At 68.9% G+C, this 16,998-nt stretch carries 21 protein-coding genes, 1 tRNA gene and 1 pseudogene; 14 read left to right on the plus strand and 9 right to left on the minus strand.

The window, feature by feature from the left end; genetic code table 11:
* Together MKK84_RS31845 and MKK84_RS31850 are read right to left on the minus strand one after the other, a co-directional pair.
* On the minus strand, positions 1-320 hold a 320-nt coding region (locus MKK84_RS31845), incomplete at its 3' end, for a glycine--tRNA ligase subunit beta (RefSeq protein WP_243926480.1).
* Positions 321-371: 51 nt separating this feature from the next.
* Positions 372-815: a YbjP/YqhG family protein gene (locus MKK84_RS31850; RefSeq protein ID WP_243926482.1), complete on the minus strand. Its 444-nt coding sequence runs from the start codon at positions 813-815 to the stop codon at positions 372-374.
* A 145-nt stretch (positions 816-960) separates the two neighbouring features.
* Here MKK84_RS31850 and MKK84_RS31855 point away from each other — a divergent pair, with 145 nt between their 5' ends.
* The 3 genes and pseudogenes from MKK84_RS31855 to MKK84_RS31860 all read left to right on the plus strand — a co-directional run bounded on the left by MKK84_RS31855 (position 961) and on the right by MKK84_RS31860 (position 1,546).
* The gene (locus MKK84_RS31855) at positions 961-1,200 is read left to right on the plus strand and encodes a DUF4926 domain-containing protein (RefSeq protein ID WP_243926484.1); all 240 of its coding nucleotides are present in this window, start codon (positions 961-963) and stop codon (positions 1,198-1,200) included.
* Between the two features lie 5 nt (positions 1,201-1,205).
* Positions 1,206-1,334 (plus strand): annotated as a pseudogene (locus tag MKK84_RS36030) (DUF6883 domain-containing protein); the annotation flags it as partial.
* Positions 1,325-1,546 (plus strand): DUF6883 domain-containing protein, encoded by a 222-nt coding sequence (locus tag MKK84_RS31860; protein WP_409566568.1) that lies wholly within the window; start codon positions 1,325-1,327, stop codon positions 1,544-1,546. The pseudogene MKK84_RS36030 and the gene MKK84_RS31860, both read left to right, overlap by 10 nt.
* 11 nt (positions 1,547-1,557) lie before the next feature.
* Here the strand turns inward: MKK84_RS31860 and MKK84_RS31865 are convergent, their stop codons facing one another.
* Positions 1,558-2,472 (minus strand): glycine--tRNA ligase subunit alpha, encoded by a 915-nt coding sequence (locus MKK84_RS31865; protein WP_243926488.1) that lies wholly within the window; start codon positions 2,470-2,472, stop codon positions 1,558-1,560.
* A gap of 173 nt (positions 2,473-2,645) precedes the next feature.
* Here MKK84_RS31865 and MKK84_RS31870 point away from each other — a divergent pair, with 173 nt between their 5' ends.
* On the plus strand, positions 2,646-3,104 hold the full coding sequence (locus MKK84_RS31870; protein WP_243926490.1) for a GNAT family N-acetyltransferase: 459 nt from the start codon (positions 2,646-2,648) through the stop codon (positions 3,102-3,104).
* A gap of 147 nt (positions 3,105-3,251) precedes the next feature.
* Positions 3,252-3,530 carry a hypothetical protein gene (locus tag MKK84_RS31875; RefSeq protein WP_243926492.1) on the plus strand — a complete coding sequence of 93 codons (279 nt, stop codon included), beginning with the start codon at positions 3,252-3,254 and terminating at the stop codon, positions 3,528-3,530.
* Positions 3,531-3,545: 15 nt separating this feature from the next.
* Here the strand turns inward: MKK84_RS31875 and MKK84_RS31880 are convergent, their stop codons facing one another.
* The 5 genes from MKK84_RS31880 to MKK84_RS31900 form a co-directional block, all read right to left on the minus strand.
* Complete coding sequence (locus tag MKK84_RS31880) at positions 3,546-5,150, minus strand: Na+/H+ antiporter (RefSeq protein WP_243926494.1); 1,605 nt, start codon at positions 5,148-5,150, stop codon at positions 3,546-3,548.
* A gap of 188 nt (positions 5,151-5,338) precedes the next feature.
* Positions 5,339-5,584, minus strand: coding sequence for a toxin-antitoxin system HicB family antitoxin (locus MKK84_RS31885; protein WP_243926496.1), 246 nt, complete (start codon positions 5,582-5,584; stop codon positions 5,339-5,341).
* A gap of 39 nt (positions 5,585-5,623) precedes the next feature.
* A complete protein-coding gene (locus MKK84_RS31890) occupies positions 5,624-6,136 on the minus strand; it encodes an MmcB family DNA repair protein (protein WP_243926498.1) in 513 nt (170 codons plus the stop codon).
* 108 nt (positions 6,137-6,244) lie between these two features.
* Positions 6,245-7,021 (minus strand): cobalamin-binding protein, encoded by a 777-nt coding sequence (locus tag MKK84_RS31895; protein ID WP_243926500.1) that lies wholly within the window; start codon positions 7,019-7,021, stop codon positions 6,245-6,247.
* A gap of 16 nt (positions 7,022-7,037) precedes the next feature.
* The gene (locus MKK84_RS31900; protein WP_243926502.1) at positions 7,038-7,559 is read right to left on the minus strand and encodes a DedA family protein; all 522 of its coding nucleotides are present in this window, start codon (positions 7,557-7,559) and stop codon (positions 7,038-7,040) included.
* A 497-nt stretch (positions 7,560-8,056) separates the two neighbouring features.
* Between MKK84_RS31900 and MKK84_RS31905 the strand changes: the two genes are divergently transcribed.
* The 3 genes from MKK84_RS31905 (at position 8,057) to pdxY (ending at position 9,913) form a co-directional block, all read left to right on the plus strand.
* Positions 8,057-8,365: a helix-turn-helix domain-containing protein gene (locus MKK84_RS31905; protein ID WP_243926504.1), complete on the plus strand. Its 309-nt coding sequence runs from the start codon at positions 8,057-8,059 to the stop codon at positions 8,363-8,365.
* Between the two features lie 185 nt (positions 8,366-8,550).
* Positions 8,551-8,976 carry a hypothetical protein gene (locus MKK84_RS31910; RefSeq protein WP_243926506.1) on the plus strand — a complete coding sequence of 142 codons (426 nt, stop codon included), beginning with the start codon at positions 8,551-8,553 and terminating at the stop codon, positions 8,974-8,976.
* Positions 8,977-9,064: 88 nt separating this feature from the next.
* Positions 9,065-9,913, plus strand: a complete 849-nt coding sequence (gene pdxY, locus MKK84_RS31915; RefSeq protein WP_243926516.1) for a pyridoxal kinase PdxY — start codon at positions 9,065-9,067, stop codon at positions 9,911-9,913.
* A 4-nt stretch (positions 9,914-9,917) separates the two neighbouring features.
* Here pdxY and MKK84_RS31920 read toward each other — a convergent pair whose 3' ends face one another.
* On the minus strand, positions 9,918-10,406 hold the full coding sequence (locus MKK84_RS31920) for an OsmC family protein (RefSeq protein WP_243926508.1): 489 nt from the start codon (positions 10,404-10,406) through the stop codon (positions 9,918-9,920).
* 150 nt (positions 10,407-10,556) lie between these two features.
* On the opposite strand from MKK84_RS31920, the gene MKK84_RS31925 reads away from it, so the two are divergent.
* From MKK84_RS31925 to MKK84_RS35595, 6 genes are all read left to right on the plus strand, one after another.
* The gene (locus MKK84_RS31925) at positions 10,557-11,441 is read left to right on the plus strand and encodes a PhzF family phenazine biosynthesis protein (RefSeq protein ID WP_243926510.1); all 885 of its coding nucleotides are present in this window, start codon (positions 10,557-10,559) and stop codon (positions 11,439-11,441) included.
* On the plus strand, positions 11,434-12,144 hold the full coding sequence (locus MKK84_RS31930) for an NUDIX hydrolase (RefSeq protein ID WP_243926512.1): 711 nt from the start codon (positions 11,434-11,436) through the stop codon (positions 12,142-12,144). Before MKK84_RS31925 ends, MKK84_RS31930 begins: the two co-directional genes overlap by 8 nt.
* Before the next feature lie 190 nt (positions 12,145-12,334).
* On the plus strand, positions 12,335-13,306 hold the full coding sequence (locus MKK84_RS31935; protein ID WP_243926513.1) for an ABC transporter substrate-binding protein: 972 nt from the start codon (positions 12,335-12,337) through the stop codon (positions 13,304-13,306).
* A 283-nt stretch (positions 13,307-13,589) separates the two neighbouring features.
* The gene (glgX, locus tag MKK84_RS31940; protein ID WP_243926514.1) at positions 13,590-15,848 is read left to right on the plus strand and encodes a glycogen debranching protein GlgX; all 2,259 of its coding nucleotides are present in this window, start codon (positions 13,590-13,592) and stop codon (positions 15,846-15,848) included.
* Positions 15,849-16,090: 242 nt separating this feature from the next.
* A tRNA-Ser gene (locus MKK84_RS31945) sits at positions 16,091-16,180 on the plus strand.
* 218 nt (positions 16,181-16,398) lie between these two features.
* Positions 16,399-16,530, plus strand: coding sequence for a hypothetical protein (locus MKK84_RS35595; RefSeq protein WP_267423159.1), 132 nt, complete (start codon positions 16,399-16,401; stop codon positions 16,528-16,530).
* Positions 16,531-16,998 lie beyond the last annotated feature (468 nt).

A 16,998-nucleotide genomic window follows, 5' to 3' on the forward strand; every position in this document is an offset into this window, starting at 1 on the left:
TCGCCCTTCTTGGGATCGGTAACCGTCGTGGCCTGATCGAGGCTCGCCAGCCCCGCGCCCTTCAGGAAGCCTTGGACCGCCGCCTCGGGTGCGCCGACCCGCGGGCCCCGGCGCTCCTCGCGCACCGCCTCGCCCCGGGCGGGCAGGCCGGCGATGTGGAGGGCGAGCCGGCGTGGGGTCGAGAACGCCTTGGCGCCCTCGTACAGGAAGCCGCGCGCCACCAATGCGTCGGTGACGAGCTTCTTGAGATCCTCAGCCGCGCGCCGCTGCATGCGGGCGGGGATCTCTTCCGAGCGGAGTTCGAGCAGGAGGTCGGGCATGGCGCGGCCATATCGCCGCGTTGCACCCCTGTCGAGGGCCGGGGATCCGCCTCAGCGCGCCTCGCCCTTGAGGATGGTCGAGAGCTGCCACTTGCGGTCGCCGATCGCGTGAGCGTCGGAGACCTTCCAGCCGCCATCCTCGCGCACGAGATCGTAGACGATCGCCTTGGAGCCGTCGCCGCCCTTGCGCTCCACCGTGACCTTCGCTTGGTCCTTGCCCTCCGTGGCCTCCTTGAAGGTGAGGTTCTTCACCGTGTCGGGCTTCAGGGGCTCGCCGTTGAGGCGAAAGTCGAAATCCAGGTTACCGGTGGCGCCGTTGGCCTGCTTGGCGTCGGCGTCGAACAGGCCCTGGAGGCGCTTCGAGTAGACCGCGGAGTGATTCGGGTGCGGCTCGGCGTAGAGCTTCTTCACCACGGCCTCCGGGCCGGGATCGGCCGCCAGCGCGGGGGCGAGGCCGAATCCGAGGAGGCTGAGGGCGAGGAGGGTCTTCTTCATCAGGTGTTTCCCGCGTCTGCGGACGCGCCGGAGCGCGCCGGTTGGCGGGGGTTGCAACGCGCGAGGGCGCCAGGGGCTCCACCGGGACGCAGCGGCGAACCGGATCGGTCTTGCGCGAGCGCCGACGGTGCGCACATGATACAGCATGTCGTTCGACACGCTGTATCAGTCGCGTGCGCCAGTCACGCAGCCACAGGGCCTCGCCGAGTTGAGCGTGGTCGCACTGCTGCGGGACGTGGTGACCGATGACGGCGTGACGGTTCCTGCAGGGGCGGAAGGCACCATTGTCGGTGTCTGGGGCGACGGCGAGGCCTACGAGGTCGAGTTCGATGAGCCGGTCGTCGGCAACGCGACGGTTCAGGCGGACGCCCTGCGTGCGATCTGACGCAGGTGACTGACGATCACGGCGACTGGACTCCCGATCTGACAATCGCCGAGTCCAAGATCCACGGCTACCTGCTCAATCTCGATCACCGAAAAGGCCGTCACAAGGCCCGTGTTCTGCTGGCTTGCGGCTTCACGCAAGCCAGCGGTTCCTGCTCATTGCTGCCCTGTTCAGCCATGCGCGCCCGAGCCAGCTGGTGCGAGAGGTCGATGACGCCTACGGACGCAAATACGTCTACGAGGGTCCCCTCGAGACCCCCGACGGCAGCAATCCGCTGTTTCGCTCCGTCTGGCAATCGAAGCCCGACGACCCGCGCCGATACTTCTGCACGGCCTATCCGCTGTAGGCCGCGCCGCCTCACGCGCCCCCGGCGGCCGTCCTCAACCACGCCGCGCCGCAGGCCTTGGCCAGTTCCCGGACCCGTAGGATGTAGCTCTGGCGTTCGGTCACCGAGATCACGCCCCGCGCGTCGAGCAGGTTGAAGACGTGGCTCGCCTTGATGCACTGGTCGTAGGCCGGCTGCGCCATGCGGTGGCGCGGGCTGTTGGCGCCGGCCTCCGGTTCGCCCGCATCGAGATAGGTCCGGCAGGCAGCCTCGGCGTCGGTGAATTGCCGGAACAGCATGGCGGTGTCGGCCGCCTCGAAATTGTGGCGGGAATATTCCTGCTCGGCCTGCAGAAACACGTCGCCGTAGGTGACCCGGTCCGGGCCCTCGGCGCCGTTGAAATCGAGATCGTAGACGTTCTCGACGCCCTGGACGTACATGGCGAGCCGCTCCAGCCCGTAGGTCAACTCGCCCGCCACCGGCGCGCACTCGAAGCCCGCGACCTGCTGGAAATAGGTGAACTGGCTGACCTCCATCCCGTCGCACCAGCACTCCCAGCCGAGGCCCCAGGCGCCGAGCGTCGGGCTCTCCCAATCGTCCTCGACGAAGCGGATGTCGTGGAGCGTCAGGTCGACCCCGATGGCCCTGAGCGAGGCGAGGTAGAGCTCCTGCAGGTTGGGCGGGTTCGGCTTCAGGATCACCTGGAATTGGTAATAGTGCTGGAGCCGGTTGGGGTTCTCGCCGTAGCGGCCGTCCTTGGGCCGGCGCGACGGCTGGACATAGGCCGCCTTCCACGGCTTCGGGCCGAGCGCCCGCAGGGTCGTGGCCGGATGGAACGTGCCGGCGCCGACCTCCATGTCGTAGGGCTGGAGAATCACGCAGCCCTGCGCCGCCCAGAATTCCTGAAGCGTCAGGATCAGACCCTGGAAGGATTTTTTTTCGGACATGGGGGCGAAGGCTCGGGCTCGTGCGGCGGCTCGGACCGCCGGCGGGCCGGTTTAGGTGCGGGCGGGCGGGGGTGCAAGGCGACAGGTGCAAGGTGACCAATGCAAGACCGCCCGGCTTGCGCGTCCGGGCCGGATGGTGATCCGATCCCGCAGATCTGCACCCGGAGGACACCATGGACGCCGATACGACCGCCCTCACGATCCGCCCGATCGGCCCCGGCGACCGGGCGGCGTGGCTGCCGCTCTGGCGCGGCTATCAGGCCTTCTACAAGGTCGACCTCTCCGAGGCGGTCACCGACACGACCTGGGCCCGCCTCAACGATCCAGCCGAGCCGGTCGACGGCGCCCTGGCGTGGCGCGGCGCCGAGGCGGTCGGTCTCGTCCATCACATCCGTCATCGCTCGGCCTGGACGGTCGGCGATTATTGCTACCTTCAGGACCTGTTCGTGGCGGACGGGACCCGCGGCCTCGGGATCGGCCGGCGGCTGATCGAGCACGTCTACGCGGCCGCGAAGGCCGCCGGATGCGCGCGCGTCCATTGGCTGACGCACGAGACCAACGCGGACGCGATGCAACTCTACGATCGCATCGCCGAGAAGTCCGGCTTCGTGCAGTACCGCAAGCTGTTCTGACATCTGCACCGACGTGCGCGGCGACACCCAAGCGTGGCGGTTTTTGGGCAATAACCCGGAACCGCCGAGCTGACGGCCAAGTTATCAGCGCAAAAGGGGATCTCGGCACCTCAGCGCTGCCGAACGGAATACGTCGGACGACCAGCCATGCGCACCACCCGCACCGTTAACACTTTCGGCCGCAAGAACATCGCCGTCCTGGCCGCGCTTGCCGTCTCGTCTCTGGTTGCCACGCCGTTCGTGATGAGCGCCAGCCGCGCGCTCGCGACCGCCGAGGACCAGCCGATCGCCGCGACCCTGCGGGTCGAGCCGGTGGAGGTCTCCCCGGTGACTCTCGCGCCGAAGGCCGAGGCGGGCTGCGCCCGCAAGGTGCGGGTGGTCTACAGCGGCTACGGCCAGCCGGCGGATGGCTGCGCCGCTCACTGAGGGCAGACAGCAGACTCAGCCGTGGGCCGGCGCGGTTCCGGCCAAGCGCTTGAGGTGGAGTTCCTCCAGATCGATCTCCGTCTCGAGCTGACGCAGCACCGAACTGTGGATTCGGTTCTGCCGGTGCAGGTCGATCAGCGCCGACCGGCCCGAATGCACGGCGAGCAGTGCGGCGGCGAAGTGCTCGGTCTTCTCGGCCGCGAGGGCTTTCCGCTCGTCGCGGTCCCGGGCGGTGGCCCGGACCCGGCGGCGGTATTCCTCCACAAGCCGCGGATGCTGCGGTGACCCGGTTTCAGGAAACACCAATCCCTCGAGCGCGGCGAGGCCCGCCTCGTTGACCACCACCCGGGCCATGGGCGCGTCGAGATGGCCGTCGGGCAGATCCGTGGTGGGATCGAGCCGCAGCCGGCGGATCAGCGATCCCAGCGTCGTCCCCTGGACCAGCACCGTGAACAGGATCACCACGAAGGCTGCCAGCAGGATCGCGTCGCGGCCCGGGAAATCCACTGGCAGCGCCAGGGCGGCCGCCAGCGTCACCACCCCGCGCATCCCGGCCCAGCCGACGATCAGCGGCACCGCCGGGTTCGGCGGCGGCTCCTCCGCGCGCACTCGCGCCGACAGGGTCCGCCGGAGGTAGACGGCGGGAAACACCCAGACCAGACGTGCGACCACGCAGGCCGCCGTGACGGCGAGCGCCAGGGGCAGCCCCGCCGCGAGCGAACCAAACTCACCGCCTGTCCGAGCGAGCACGCCACGGAGCGCCAGCCCGATCAGCACGAAGACCAGCGCCTCCAGCACGAAGACCACGAATTGCCACACCGCCACGGCGTGACGGCGCGCCTGGGCGTCGAAGGTCTCGTGTTCCCGCCCGCCCATCATCAGGCCGCAGGCCACCACGGCGAGCACCCCGGAGGCATGGACCTCCTCGGCCGCGAGATAGGCGGCGTAGGAGGCCAGGAAGCTCAGCACCGTGATGGCGTTGGCATCGTGCAGCCGCCGCACAAGGGTGTTCACCGCCAAGCCGCAGACGAGCCCCATCGCGACGCCCGCTACCGCGAGCCACGCGAAGCTGCCGGCCGCCGACCACGCGCTGAAGCTGCCGGTCAGCGCCGCCGCCACGGCGAGCCGGTAGAGCACGAGGCCGGACGCGTCATTCACCAGGCTCTCGCCCTCCAGCACCGTGATCATCCGCCGGGGCAGGGCGACCCGGGCGAGCACCGCCTTGGCGGCGACCGCATCCGGCGGCGACACGATTGCGCCGAGCGCGAAGCAGGCCGCCCAGGGCAGGGCCGGCACAACCGCGTGGGCGACGAGGCCGACCACCAGGGTCGTGAACACCACGGCGCCGAGCGACAGGGACAGGATCGGGCCGAGACTCGCCCGGAAGTCGCGCCAGACGGTGAAGTAGGCCGATTCGAGCAGGAGCGGCGGCAGGAACAGGACCATGATCAGGTCCGGATCGAGATCGAAGGCCGGCAGGCCCGGCGCCACGGCCAGCGCCATACCGCCGAGCACGAGGGCGGCGGCGGGCGGAAAGCCCAGCCGCCCCGCCACAAGCGACAGCAGCAGGGCCGCACCGAGGAGGCCGAGGATCAGCTCGAACAGGGCGACGGAGGTCATCGATCAATCGGGCTCGGCGCTGGATTTAAGGGAAGCGCAGCCGTTCTAGTCAGATTTCAATCCTCGGTGGAATACCACCGCAGACGCACCAGCCCGGATCCCAACGTCCATCGCCGGCCGTACCTGTGAGATGAGCCGCCAGTCTCGGCGTCCGAATTCACCGCGGATGCCCGTCCCACGGTGGCTCGTCAGTCGTTCAGACGATCATCGAGAGCTGGGGGAAAGCCGTTCGGCCGGCTCATGAAGCGATCGAAGGCCTCCAAATCCGCGCGTCGACCACGTTCAGCAAGGAGCGCAGCCGATTGAATCGCCGAAAGCTTCTCGGCAACAGCAGACGCAACGAACGCGGCGAGCGTCGTTCCGCCCTCCCGCGCGATCCGTTCGGCCGCATCCGTCAGCGAATGCGGCAGATGCACTGTAACATCGCCATTCATGTCACCCGCCTCGACGTGAATCGGACCGGAGCGTGTAGCCTACAGCGCACCTTCCCGCACCGCGCCCGGATCGGCCAGCGCGTGGAGGATGCGCGCGGCGCTGTGGGCGAAGCGCAGCGTCACGGCCTTGCGGCGGGCGCCGCTCAGCGGGTGCTCCGGCGGCTCCCGCAGGATCCCGGCGCCGTAGGCGTCGGCGACGATCAGGCCGCATTCCTCCGGGATCAGCGATTCCGGCACGTCTTCGGGGATCGCGAAGAAGAACCGGTCGCAGAAATCCCGGTAATTCGGCCATTTCCGGTCGGCGCGGAAGTCGGCGACGCTCGACTTGATCTCCACGATCGTGAGCTTGCCCGCCCCGCAGAGCGCGATCACGTCGGCCCGGCGGCCGTTCACGAGGGAGAATTCCGGCAGCGTGACGCAGCCCATCTCGGAGAACAGCCGGCGCACGCCCCGCTGGATCCGCAGGGCCGTGGGCGATTGCCGCCGGTCGGGCGGCAGGAACGCATCGACGACCGCGGGGGCGGAGTCGGGAAGGCCGAGGGAAGCGGACATCAATCGCGGGGGATGCACCTGTACCGAATCGGCACATCCTGCCGATCCGGAGGCCATCCGTCACCTGCGACGCGGGATCACCCCACCCGGCGGGTCACCCCGCGGGAGTCATGCGAGGCAGGCCCGGATCGCGTCGAACCCGTCGGTGAGCGCGGCCGGGCCGGGCTGCAGGATCAGCGGCGACTTGATCTCGTGGATGCGTCCGTCCCGCACCGCCGGGATCGCGGCAAAGCCCGGCCGCGCCCGGATCCGGTCGATGTTGACCCGCTTCCCGCACCACGAGGCAAGGATCACCTCGGGCGCGGCCGCGACCACCTGCTCGGGCGAAACGATCCGGTCCTTCGCGGCCGCCTGACGGCTCAGCTCCGGAAAAACGTCCTGGCCGCCAGCCTGGGCGATCAGGTCCGAGACCCAGCCGATGCCGGAGATCATCGGCGCGTCCCATTCCTCGAAATAGACCCGCAGCTTTGGCCGATCCTGCACAGCGCGCGCCGCCTCCGCGAGTCGCGCCTCGAAGCCGGCCGCCAGGGTCTCGGCCCGTTCGGGAACGCCCACGAGAGCCCCGAGCGTCCGCACCATGGCGAGGCATCCGGACAGATCGCGCTGGTTGAACAGGTGGACCGCCACGCCCGCGCGGGCGAGGTCGGCGACGATGTCGGCCTGGAGGTCCGAGAAGGCCAGGACGAGGTCCGGCGCCAGCGCCAGGATTTTTGGGATGTCGGCGCTGGTGAAAGCCGAGACCCGGGGCTTCTCCTTCCGGACCCGGGCCGGGCGCACCGCGTAGCCCGAGACGCCGACGATCCTGTCCTCCTCGCCCAGCAGGTACAGGGTTTCGACGGTCTCCTCGGTGAGGCAGACGATCCGCTCCGGCGGGAACCGGCGCATCAGCGGTCGCGCCGGATCATCGGTCGAGCCAGGTCAGCAGCCCGGCCCCGGGCGCCAGGAGCACGAAGGCCCAGACCAGCGCGGAGGCGATGTTGGCCGCCTGGAACGGCAGCCGCGACAGGCCCAGGATCCCGGCGAGCAGCGGCACCAGCGCCCGCGCCGGCCCGAAGAACCGCCCGAGCGCCACCGCGGCGATGCCCCACCGGCCGATGAAGGCCTCGGCCTTGACGGTCAGTTCGGGGTAGCGCCGCAGCGGCCACTTGGTCTTCGCCCCCGGCCCGAGCCAGTGCCCCGCCTCGTAGGAGATCCAGTCGCCCAAAGCGGCGCCGACGGCGGCCCCCAGGACCACCGGCCAGAATGCGATGTCGGCGCCCCCCACCAGCGCGCCGATGGCGATCAGGATCACGGTCGCCGGCACGAACAGCGACAGGACCGCGATCGACTCGCAGAAGGCGAGGCCGCCCGCGATCAGCGGCGTCCAGGCCTTGTGCGCCTCCACGAAGGCGATGGCCGTGGTGCGCAAGGCTTCGATGTCCATGGGGCTCGGGGGGGGCGCGGGGAGGGTGGGTCCCATCTGAGGTGCGGGGGATGGCTCGGCAAGGGTGGGGATGGGCCGCACGCGGCGCTGCAGGGATCCGTGATAGACGGGCCTATGCCATTGGCTTATTCCTTGCGCTATTGAGAAGCCGCTCCATACGGTCGTGGAAACGAACGCCTTTCTGACGACGGCCAAGCGGATCGGCCTGTCGGATGACGAGCGTGCGGCCATCGTGAACCAAGTTGCCTCGGCTCCCCAGGACGGCGATCTGGTTCAGGGCTCCGGGTGGGGTTCGAAAGATTCGCTCTGCCGGTTCGAGCGGCTACCGCGTGATGGTGGCCTATCTTGGCGATGAGAGTCCCGCCTATCTGCTGGGTGTGCTGAGCAAGACGGCGCGCGAACTTCACGGATGCCGAGGTCAATGCCATGTACGGTCTGACCAAGGCTTTCAAGCAAGCTCGGAACACGGACCGGAAACGGTGACCGGCGAGGGAGCGATGGAAAACGAAGCGTTCGAAACCGTCATGGCGGGCTTGCACGAAGCGCTGGCCCATGCCCGCGGTGAGGCGGTTCCCGGCCTCGTAGTGCACACCCCCCGCGTGCGTGCCGATCTCGACGTGGCCGCCATCCGACGGCGCACCGGGGCCTCGCAGGCCCGCTTCGCGCAAATCATCGGCATCGCGGTCTCGACCCTGCGCACCTGGGAGCAGGGTCGGCGGCACCCGGAGGGGCCGGCCCGGGTTCGGCTAGCGCTCCTCGACCGAAACCCGCGGGTGGTGGAGGAACTGCTGGTGGGCGAAGGCTGACGCTCTGGATCGCTCGTCTACGCCCCGAAGTGGCCGAGCCAGCCGATGCGATTCCGGTGGCGGCGTGTGGGACTGACATCCGCAGGTCTTAGATGCCGATCTCGCGTCGATCGAGACAGTCATTCCTTGCAAAAGGCCTGCTCGATCAAACAAGTTCGCTGTTGTGATCCGCGATGAGGCCGCCCGTGATCCGCACAGGACTGTTTTGGGCGTGGTTCGTGACAATTCTGGCGGCATCGCCGGCCGGCGCGCAATCGAAGGCAGCGACTTACCTTATTCAGCAGGCCATCTCGGAGGGGTGCGAGAGCCATCGCGGAACGATGGACGCGTCCGGCGCCATCGAACGTGACCTGGACGGCGACGGCGTCCCGGATCTGATCATCGCCGATGACGGGTTACGCTGCTCCGGTCCATCGCCGCGCAGCATTAATTGCGGCATGCAGGTCTGTTCGGTGACGTTCTACCTGCGCCGCGGCCCGCTGCTCCGGAAAGTGCACGAGATGCTCGGCGCCGGCCTTAGCGTGGGGTCCGAGCGCATTCCGAAGGTGCACATGTATGCCCATGGCGGTCGGCGCGGCTTCGTCCGCTGGAACGGCAGCCGCTTCGATTGACCGGGAAACGGGTGACGCCCGCGCGCTTGCGCCCGCACCCCGGATCGCCGACAGCTTCGGCATCCCCACGATCCGGGAATCACCCGCGTTGAACGTCCTGTCGATCCAGTCCCACGTTGCCTACGGCCATGTCGGCAACGCCTCGGCGGTGTTCCCGATGCAGCGGCTCGGGGTCGAGGTCTGGCCGGTCCACACGGTGCAGTTCTCCAACCACACCGGCTACGGCGCGTGGCGCGGGCCGGTCTTCGACGCCGCGATGATCCGCGCGGTGGTGCAGGGCATCGGCGAGCGCAGGGTGTTTCCCACCTGCGACGCGGTGCTGTCGGGCTACATGGGCTCGGCCGAGATCGGCGCCGCGATCGTGGAGGCGGTGGCCACCGTGCGGGCCGCCAACCCCGGGGCACTCTACTGCTGCGACCCGGTGATCGGCGACGTCGACGAGGGCGTCTACGTACGGCCGGGCATCGAGGCGTTCCTGCGCGAGCAGGCGGTGCCGCAGGCCGACATCCTCACCCCCAACCAGTTCGAGCTGGGCCTCCTCACCGGCCTGCCGAGCGGCACCCTCGCGGAAGCCGGAGCGGCGGTCGCGGCGCTGCGGGGGCGTGGACCCCGGGTCGTGCTGGTCACCTCGGCGCTCTGCGCCGACACGCCGGCCGACAGCATCGACATGCTCGCCGGGGCGGAGGGGCAGCTGTTCCGGGTCCGCACCCCGCGGCTCGCCCTCAAGGTGAACGGGGCGGGCGACTGCATCGCGGCCCTGTTCCTCGTGCACTACGCCCGAACCGGCTCGGCGGCGGCGGCCCTGGGGGCAGCGGCGGCCTCGGTCTACGGACTCCTGAAACGCACCGCCGAGGCGGGCTCCCGCGAGATCCTGACCGTGGCGGCGCAGGAGGAATACGTGACCCCGAGCGAGCGGTTTCCGGTCGAGGCCGTCTGAACGCTCAAGCCGCGCCGGTCTCCGCACGAAGGATCGTCGGCTCGGCGGTCACCGAAAAATTCACCGACCGCGCGATGAAGCAGGAGGCGTGGGCCTCGCGGTGAAGCGCTAGGGCCCGCGCCGCGTCCGACCCGGCCACGATCGTCACGCGGGGGCGCAGGGTGACCGCGGTGAACTGGCCCGCGCCGCCCGCCTCCTCGGTCATGGAGCCCTCGGCGGCATCTTCGTAGGCCGTGACCACGATACCGGCCTGCGCGCACAGGCCGAGATACCAGAGCTTGTGGCAGGCCGCGAGCGAGGCCAGCAGCAATTCCTCGGGGTTCCAGCAGGCGGGATCGCCGCGGAAGGCCGGATCGGACGAGCCCGCGATCGGTGGCATGCCCGGCGCCGACAGGGTGTGGGCGCGGTCGTAGCCGCGATAGCTGCTGGTCCCGGTGCCGGTATTGCCCGTCCAGGTCACCGTCACGGCGTAGCGGTGCTGCTTGTCGGCCATGGATCCCCCCGTGACAGAGCCGATCCGAGCGCCGCCTGTCCTCCGGGCGGGTCGATCGGACACGCCGCACGGTGTACCAATCTTGTGGTTCGCCACCGAGTCGCGGCTCTCTTGCCGCCGGGCTCGCGTGAGCAGGAAGGTCACTCCCCTATGGCTCGCCGCTTCGTCACCCTCGACGTGTTCACCGAGCACCGGCTCGCGGGCAATCCGCTCGCCGTGGTGCTCGATTCGGAGGACCTCGACACGGAGGCCATGCAGGCCATCGCCCGGGAGTTCAACCTGTCCGAGACGGTGTTCGTGCTGCCACCCACCGATTCCCGGCACCGGGCGCGCCTGCGCATCTTCACGCCGGGCCGGGAGCTGCCCTTCGCGGGTCATCCGACGGTGGGCACCGCTTTGCTGCTGGCGCTCCAGGACCCCGCTCAGGGCGATGCCCGCGCCTTCGGCCTGGAGGAGGAGATTGGGATCGTGCCTTGCGTGGTCGAGACCCTGGCCGACGGCAGCGGCGGCCGGGCGCGGTTCCGGCTGCCGGTCCTCCCAGACTACCTCGGACCCGGGCCCGAGCCCGAGATCCTGGCGCCGCTTCTCGACCTCGAACCCGGCGATATCGGCACCGGCCGGCACGCGCCGAGCCGCCACGGGGTCGGCCCCCGCTTCACCTGCGTGCCCATCGCCTCCGTGGCGGCCCTCGACGGCGCCCGGCCGGCCCAGGCGCCGGAGCCGGGGGATGGTCTCTACCTCTACACGCCCGATCCCGAGGGGGCCGGCCAGAGCTGGCGCGTGCGGATGTTCGCGCCGGATCTCGGCGTCCCGGAGGATCCGGCTACCGGCGCGGCAGCCTCTGCCTTCGCGGGGGTGCTGATGCAGTACGAGGCGCTGGGCGACGGCACTCACGATGTGGCGATCCGGCAGGGCCAGGCCATGGGCCGGCCGAGCGCGATCGCGCTCCAGCTCACCATTGCGGCCGGCGCCCTGCAGGGTGTGGAGATCGGCGGCGCGGCCGTGATCGTCTCGGACGGCACCCTGCATGTCTGAGGGGTTCCGCAGCACGAAGCTGGCCGACGTGACGGCGCGGTTCGTGGATCACGACTGGGCGTTTCCGCGGACGCACGAGGCCGCCATCGCGGCGCATTGGCAGGCCCGGATCGCCCGCAGCCCCGGGATGTTCGACGGCACCGTCCTGCTGTGCTGTGCCCACGAAGTCGTGGACCGTATCGCGCGGCTCGACCTGTTCGCGACGCGCTATTCCAGCTTCACCTACTACCGGCACATCCGGCACGCCGATCCCCAGATCCGCAACGCCTTCGCGGCGATCGTCCCCTGGACCGCCGACGGCGCGATCCTGCTCGGCGAGATGGGCGCCCACACGGCCAATGCCGGCCAGCTCTACTTCCCCTGCGGCACCCCGGACCCGGACGACGTGCGCGGCGACAGCGTCGACCTCGCCGGCAGCGCCGCCCGGGAACTCGCCGAGGAGACCGGTCTCGCGCTGCCGGAGGAGGCCGATACGGCCTGGATCATGCTCGAGGGCGAGAACCAGCTCGCCTTCCTGCGCCCCGTCCGCTTCCCGGAGCCAGCCGCAATGATCGCCGCGCGCATCACGGATCATCTCGGGAGCGAGGCCGAGCCGGAACTCGCCGGGCTGCACAGCGTGCGCAGTGCGGCGGAGATCGACCCGGCCCGCATGCCGGGCTTCGTGCAGGCCTATCTGGCGACGGCCTTTTCGCCACGGACCTGACGCGCCGACTGCGCCTCGTCTCAACCGCGGGACCCTTCGTCTTCTCGTGGGTCCCACCCTGGCAGGATATTCTTGCCCGGCGCAGCGGTAATACAGAGATCCATTTTATTGACCCTCTCCGGGTCAAGCATAGGATTGGCCATCCCCCGAATAGCCCGCGCGGTGCGGGCGCAACACCGCGGCTGGCCTCATGCGCACCCGATCTCACACCCGCCCCGCCAGCGTCATGGCGGCTTTCCTGCTCGCCGCCGGCTTGACGCTGATGTCGGCCGCCGCCGCATTCGCCGCCGATGCTTTGGTCCTGCGCGTCGGCGATCAGAAGGGCGGGAACCGCGCTCTGCTCGAGATCGCCGGCCTCGCGCAGGATCTGCCCTACCGGATCGTGTGGTCGGAATTTCCCGCCGCGGCGCCGATCCTGGAGGCGCTGAACGCCGGCGCCCTCGATGTCGGCTATACCGGCGATCTCTCGTTCCTCACGGTCCACGCGGCCGGCGCGCCGATCAAGGCGATCGGCGGCACCCGGTCGGACGCGCGGTCACAGGCGATCCTGGTCCGTGAGGATTCGCCGATCCGTTCGGCCGCCGATCTCACTGGTAAGCGGCTCGCCGGCACGCGCGGCGGCTGGGGCCAGTTCCTGATCAGCGCCACGCTGGAGAAGGCCGGAATCAAGCCGGAGGCGGCGACCTTCGCACCGCTCAATCCCGTCGACGCCAAGGTGGCGCTGATGGCCGGCTCGGTCGATGCCTGGGCGGTGTGGGAGCCCTACGTCTCGTTCGCGATCCTGAAGGACAAGGCACGCCCGATCGCCGACGGCGCGAGCCTGACCCCGACCATCACCTTCATCGTCGCCTCGGACAGCGCCATCGCCACCAAGCGGGCCGCGGTGCAGGATCTGCTGAACCGCCTGAACAAGGCACGGCTCTGGTCGCTGGACCACCTCGCCGAATACGCCCGGACCACGGCCAGCCTGACCAAGCTGCCCGAGGATGTCCTGCTTTCGGCCTACACGGCGCAGCGGACGAGCCCGATCGTGATCGACGCGGCCATCGTGAAGGAGATCCAGGAGGCCTCGGACCGGGCGACGCGTTACGGCATCCTGTCGAAGCGGCTCGATGTCGGCCAGGCCGTCGACCGGAGCTTTACGGCCGCGGCGTCGAACTGAGGCGGTGTGCTCGGGTAAGGTCAGGCGCCCCACGCCGGTGGCGCGATTCGGAGCGTGATGATTGTGCGCCCGGTTGTCGGCACGGCATCTTTCCGAGCGGATGCGCGGATCTTCGCCCGACCCGATGTCAGTCCCCGGCAAGCGGAGGGAACAGACCGAACAGTTCCCCCTCCGCCACCTGAGCAAATTTTACCAGCCCTGGGGAGCTTCGCCGTGGTCGGCACGTTCACCCGGTATATCCCCCCCGCGGCGCCGGCCGCGCGGGTGGAATCCCGGAGTGTTCATGTCTGATACCCGACGTCCCTCGTCGCAGTCCCGCTCGCGCATCCAAGAGGGCCAACCCTATCCGCTTGGCGCCACCTGGGACGGGCTCGGGGTCAATTTCGCGCTGTTCTCGGCCCACGCCACCAAGGTCGAACTCTGCCTGTTCGACGATCAGGGCGAACGGGAGATCGAGCGGATCGAACTGCCGGAGTACACCGACGAGATCTGGCACGGCTATCTGCCGGACGCCCGCCCCGGCACGATCTACGGCTACCGGGTCCATGGCCCCTACGAGCCGAAGGCCGGCCACCGGTTCAATCACAACAAGCTGCTGATCGACCCCTACGCCAAGGGTCTCGTCGGCTCGATCACCTGGAACCCCGCCTTGTTCGGCTACCAGATGGAGACGGGCGACGACCTGACCTTCGATGAGCGCGACAGCGCGCCCTACACCCGCCGCTCCCGGGTGATCGACCCGGCCTTCACCTGGGGTCGGCACCGCAAGCCGCACGTCCCGTGGGACAAGACCATCTTCTACGAGGCCCACGTCAAGGGCATGACCAAGCTCGACCCGCGGGTGCCCGAGAAGCTGCGCGGCACCTATGCCGGCCTCGGAACCCGGGATGTGCTCGACTACATCAAGAGCCTCGGCGTCACCTCGGTGGAGCTGCTGCCGATCCACTCCTTCGTGCAGGACGATTATCTCGAACAGAAAGACCTGGTAAATTACTGGGGCTACAACACGATCTCGTTCTTCACCCCCGCACGGCGCTACGCCGCGGTGCCGGACTTCGCCTTCTCCGAGTTCAAGGAGATGGTCTCGCGCTTCCACGGCGCCGGCCTCGAGGTGATCCTCGACGTGGTCTACAACCACACCGCCGAGGGCAACGAGAAGGGCCCGACCCTGTCGTTCAAGGGCGTCGACAACGCCTCGTACTACCGGCTGCTGCCGAACGAACCGCGCTACTACATCAACGATACCGGTACCGGGAACACCTTCAACCTGTCGCATCCGCGGGTGCTGCAGCTCGTCACCGATTCCCTGCGCTACTGGGCGCAGGAGATGCAGGTCGATGGGTTCCGCTTCGACCTGGCCACGATCCTGGGCCGCGAGCCCTACGGATTCGACGAGGGCGGCGGCTTCCTCGACACCTGCCGCCAGGACCCGGTGCTCAACGCCGTCAAGCTCATCGCCGAGCCGTGGGATTGCGGCCCCGGCGGCTATCAGGTCGGCGGGTTCCCGCCCGGCTGGGCCGAGTGGAACGACCGGTTCCGCGACGACGTGCGCGCCTACTGGAAAGGCGATGGTGGCCTCTTGCCCGACATGGCCGCTCGGATCGCCGGCTCGGCCGACAAGTTCAACAAGCGCGGACGCCGGCCCTGGGCCTCGGTGAACTTCCTCACCGCGCATGACGGCTTCACCCTGCACGACACGGTCTCGTACAACGACAAGCACAACGAGGCGAACGGCGAGGGCAACCGCGACGGCCACTCGCACAACCTCTCGTACAATTATGGGGTCGAGGGCCCGACCGAGGATCCGGAGATCCGGGCGGTGCGCCTGCGCCAGATGCGCAACATGCTGGCGACGCTGTTCCTGTCCCGCGGCACGCCGATGCTGCTCGCGGGGGACGAGTTCGCCCGGACCCAGAACGGCAACAACAATGCCTATTGCCAAGACAACGAAGTGTCCTGGCTGGACTGGGACGCGATCGGGGAGGAGGAGCGGGACCTCGCGGAGTTCACGCAGCGCCTGATCATCCTGCGCAACGCCCTGCCGATCCTGAACCGCGGTCGGTTCCTCACCGGCCAGTACGACGAGGAGTTCGGCGTCAAGGACGTGGCGTGGCTGCGCCCCGACGGGAGCGAGATGACACCCGAGAACTGGTCCGATGGCGGCGCCCGCGCCTTCGCGGTCCAGCTCGACGGCCGCGCCCAGGCGACGGGGCTTCACCGCCGCGGCGGCGACGCGACCTTGCTGATCATGTTCAACGCCCACCACGACCTCGTGACGTTCGCGCTGCCCGAGTCGGTCGGCGGCGTGGCCTGGACGCGGCTGCTCGACACCAACCTGCCGGACAGCCAGGACGTCGAGAGCTTCCCGTTCGGCGGCGGCTACGAAGTGACCGGGCGCTCGCTCCTGATGTTCGTGCTGAAGCCCAAGGACAGCCCCGGCGACGGCGACAACGCCATGGAGCGCTCGTACCAGCACGTGATGCAGGCCTTCGAGCGGGCGAACGTCGAGACCGTCCGCTTCCATCTCGACGCGGAGGACTGAACAGCTCGGGCCGGGCGGTTTTTGGGGCGCCCGGCGCTTGAGCCTCGCCCCTGTAACCGGACCCGAGGCGAGGCTCCAGATTCCTGGTTTTGCCTCATCGTCTTCCGAAAGCCGGAACCCACCTTTCGGGATGATGCTCTTGCGCCTTGCGCCCGGCGGCACACCCGGCTAACAGCACGGCACCGCGCGGCCCTGGCTGCGCCCGGAGCCCGCTTGCGCGCCCGGGCGCCCGGTCCGCGGCCGGAGGGGTGGCCGAGTGGTTGAAGGCGCACGCCTGGAAAGTGTGTATACCGGAAACGGTATCGCGGGTTCGAATCCCGCTCCCTCCGCCAATTAACCCGCAAAACCGTTATTAGACAACGAGTTAGCGGTTTTCATCCCAGCCATACCGACAATAAAACCTACAACTTGCTCACACGAGATGCGCGAGCTGCATTCGTTGGCTACGGCCCGACAGATTCCCCTGTCGACAACCGCGGAATCCGGCAACATCGAGGTCCCCCATCCGCTACGTTCCGGCGCCGCCTCGGCGGGTCTGGAGTGCGTATGAATGGCCTCGATCAAGATCCGTGTGGCGGGCGACGGTTCGTTCGGCGTCTACCGGAACGGAGCGGCCGTCGCGTCCGGACTGACCCGGGCCCAGGCCGACCGCTTGGTGACGGTGCTCGGCTGGATCTCCTAGGTCTCCTCCGACCACCGCCTTCCACCCGAACCGGATGCGCGAGTGACTTTCGCAAGGTCGATGTCACGGTTTCGTGAACGAGGGCATCACAGGTAGGTACTGGGCTCATTTCGGGCTTGCTAACGTGGATCAGTCGGCTTCGGTCGGCCGCCACGCCTGCCCGCAGATACGCCCCTCAGCTGTCTAGGGCAGGCGTGGATGCATGATTTTTGCTCCCGCCCGGCGTCGGCGCTCGGGATGGGTCGCCGACCTCCACGCCCGCCCCAGCTCCGTCCCCCTGAGCAACTGAGGGCGGGCGTGGATGCCTAAATTCGAGTTTAGTTTTCTCCTAATACCAATCGACGGTGAGGCTGACTCACGGGGTATCGTTGCGGCTCTGGATCTGATTCGATGAGGTGAACCGGAGGGTTTGCCATGTCATCTGCGGTGCGGCTGCGTGAGGACTTCACGGCCGACGATCTGCGGCGG

This window comes from Methylobacterium sp. E-065, assembly GCF_022829605.1.
Classification (GTDB): Bacteria; Pseudomonadota; Alphaproteobacteria; order Rhizobiales; family Beijerinckiaceae; genus Methylobacterium.